The 2,917-nt window shown below is 68.0% G+C and carries 4 protein-coding genes; all 4 read right to left on the bottom strand.

Features of this window, described 5'->3' with window-relative positions; genetic code table 11:
- Positions 1-1,136: elongation factor Tu (locus HZB86_11885; protein MBI5906223.1), on the bottom strand; the 1,136-nt coding region annotated here is incomplete at its 3' end.
- A 14-nt stretch (positions 1,137-1,150) separates the two neighbouring features.
- Positions 1,151-1,951: a sulfate adenylyltransferase subunit 2 gene (locus HZB86_11880; protein ID MBI5906222.1), complete on the bottom strand. Its 801-nt coding sequence runs from the start codon at positions 1,949-1,951 to the stop codon at positions 1,151-1,153.
- Positions 1,952-1,954: 3 nt separating this feature from the next.
- On the bottom strand, positions 1,955-2,674 hold the full coding sequence (locus HZB86_11875) for a phosphoadenylyl-sulfate reductase (GenBank protein MBI5906221.1): 720 nt from the start codon (positions 2,672-2,674) through the stop codon (positions 1,955-1,957).
- 99 nt (positions 2,675-2,773) lie between these two features.
- Positions 2,774-2,917 (bottom strand): hypothetical protein (locus HZB86_11870; protein MBI5906220.1); only part of this gene is annotated, 144 nt, incomplete at its 5' end.

Raw genomic sequence — 2,917 nt, 5'->3', positions numbered from 1 at the left:
TGGGCGAGGCGGAAGGTCACGTTCGCGGCCTCGAGGGTCTCCACGCGGTCCGCGTTCCGGGCGACCACCTCCAGCGTGGAGGAGTCGATCCGCTCGCCGATCGCGGCGAGCTCCGCCACGACCTCCGAGGTCGCCAGCTTCAGCAGGTATCCGCCATTCGGCCGCAGCGGCTCGTTCCCCAGCCAGAAGACGCTCGCCTCGATCTCCCGCGCGCCGGAGACCGGGTCGGCCGCCGCCGCCATCACCTCCCCGCGCTCGACGAACAGCTCCTCCGCGAGCGTGACGCCGACGCACTCGCCCGCGCCGGCGGATGCGAGGTCCGGCGCCCCCCACTTCTCCACGGTGCGGACCGTCGACGTCTTTCCCGACGGGGAGAAGCGGACCGGGTCGCCGGGCCGGACCGTTCCCGTCTCCACCCGCCCCGCGTAGATCCGCTTCCCGTCCCACCGGTAGATGTCCTGCAGCGGCAGCCGCATCGGGAGCTCGGACGCGCCGCACGACGGCGCGAACGCGTCGAGGGCGGACAGCAGCGTCGGCCCCGGGTACCAGGGAGTCCTCGGGGAGGCCGAGGCGATGTTGTCCCCGTCCCGCGCCGAGACCGGCACGACGTGGGAGGGGACGATGTCGACGGACCGGAGGAACCGGCGGATCTCCTCCTCCACGGCCCGGAACCGGTCGCGGCGGAATCCGACCTGGTCGAGCTTGTTGACCGCCACCGCCACCTGCCGCAGCCCCAGCAGGGACAGGATGTAGGCGTGCCGGCGGGTCTGCTCCCGGACCCCTTCCGCCCCGTCGACCAGCAGGATCGCGGCGTCCGCCGCCGCGGCGCCGGTCACCATGTTCTTCAGGAACTCCTTGTGCCCCGGCGCGTCGATGATGACGTAGGGGCGGACCGCCGAGCGGAAGAAGGTCTGGGCGGTGTCGATGGTGATGTTCTGCTCCCGCTCCTCCTCCAGGGCGTCCATGAGGTAGGCGAACTCGAACGGGCGGCCCTGCTCGCGGCACGTTCGCTCGATCTCCAGGTACCGCTCCTGCGGCAGCGACCCCGTGTCGAAGAAGAGGCGGCCGATCAGCGTCGACTTGCCGTGGTCCACGTGCCCCGCGATGACGATCCGCACCGTGTCGCCCGCGTTCATCCCCGTTCCCCCGCTCACATGTATCCCAGCGAACGCAGCTTCTGCATCATGTACGCCTGTTCGTGGTCCTGGGCCCTGCCCGCGCGCTCCGGCGTCGTCGTCGTGCGGAGCTCCTCGATGATCTCCTCCACGGTCGCCGCGCGCGAATCGATCGGGAAATTGCACGGCACGCACCCCAGCGACCGGAACCTCTTCCCGTCCCGCGCGAAGTACAGGGAGCACACCGGGATATTCTCCCGCCGGATGTACCGCCAGATGTCCTGCTCCGTCCACGAAAGGAGCGGGTGGATCCGGACGTGCGTCTCCGGCCCGAAGGAGGTGTTGAACTGGTCCCACAGCTCGGGGGGCTGGTCCTTGTAGTTCCACTCGAAGTTGCGGTCCCTCGGGGAGAAGACGCGCTCCTTGGCGCGGGATCCCTCCTCGTCCCGGCGGATCCCCAGGAAGATCCCCTTGTAGCCGCGATCGTCGAGGAGCTGCTGGAGCCCCTGCGTCTTCAGCGCGTTGCAGCAGACGAACCGCCCCTTCGCGGGCTCCATCCCTTCCCGGATCGCCTGGCGGTTCCGCCCGACGATCAGATCCACGCCCCACTCCTTCGCCATCCGGTCCCGGTACGCGATCATATCGGGATGCTTGTAGCTCGTGTCGATGTGGACGAGCGGGAACGGGACGCGGCCGAAGAACGCCTTGCGGGCCAGCCACAGGAGCGTGGTCGAATCCTTGCCGATCGACCAGAGCATGGCGAGGTCCTTGAACTTCCGGTACGCCTCCCGGAAGATGTAGATGCTCTGGTTCTCCAGCGCGTCGAGCGTCTCCAACGGCTACTCCTTTCCCGTCCGCGGGTGAAGCCCGCACTCCTTGTGCTCCGGCCGCTCCCACCACCACCGGCCCGCGCGGGGGTCCTCCCCCGGCGCGACCGGCCGGGTGCACGGCTCGCAGCCGATCGACGGGTACCCCGCGTCGTGGAGCCGGTTGTACGGAAGGCCCCGCTCCCGCAGGTACCGGTCCACCTGCTCCGCGGTCCATCCCGCGAGCGGGTTGATCTTGAGGATCCCGCCGTGGGCCGCGTCGACCTCTACGACGGGGAGGTTCGACCGGGTAACGCCCTGATCCCGCCGCTGTCCCGTGATCCACGCCCTCAATCCGGAGAGGGCCCTTCCCAGCGGCTCCACCTTCCGGATTCCGCAGCACTCATGGCGGTTCTCGAGGCTCTCCCGGAACGAGTGGAGCCCTTTTTCCCGCTCCAGCGCCTCCACGGCCCCGGCGGCCGGAAAGCGCCACTCGATCCGCAATCCCAGTTTCCGGCGGACCGCTTCCGCCGCCTCGTACGTCTCCTCGTTCAGTCGCCCCGTGTCGAGCGCGAATACGCGGGCGTCGGGGCGGATCTCCACCATCATCGCCGCCAGCACGATGTCCTCCTTGCTGAAACTCGACGCCAGGGCGATCGCGGGGTGGTACGAGGAGACCGCCCATTCGAGGACCCTGGACGGAGGTTCCCCTTCGAACAGCCCGTCGATCGCCTTTTGGATGTTCTCCACCATGATGCCCAATTTCCTACCTACTCTATAGATTTTATGGAATTATAGAGCAAACAACCCCCCTGTCAAGAATAATCGCAAATTACCTTATTTATTGAGTAGTTAAACTGTTGGAGAGCCTGGCCGTCGCCGAAGCCGCCACCGCCATGCTTCCCCGACCCACAGCACGGTGGAGGTGCCGGCCACGATCGAGATCCAGTACGGCAGCGGCAGCGGCACGGTCCGGAAGAGCGACCCGCCGTACTG

The organism is Deltaproteobacteria bacterium, from assembly GCA_016234845.1.
In the GTDB taxonomy this organism is placed as follows: Bacteria; Desulfobacterota; Deferrimicrobia; order Deferrimicrobiales; family Deferrimicrobiaceae; genus JACRNP01.
This window is presented reverse-complemented; position numbering and strand designations above follow the sequence as displayed.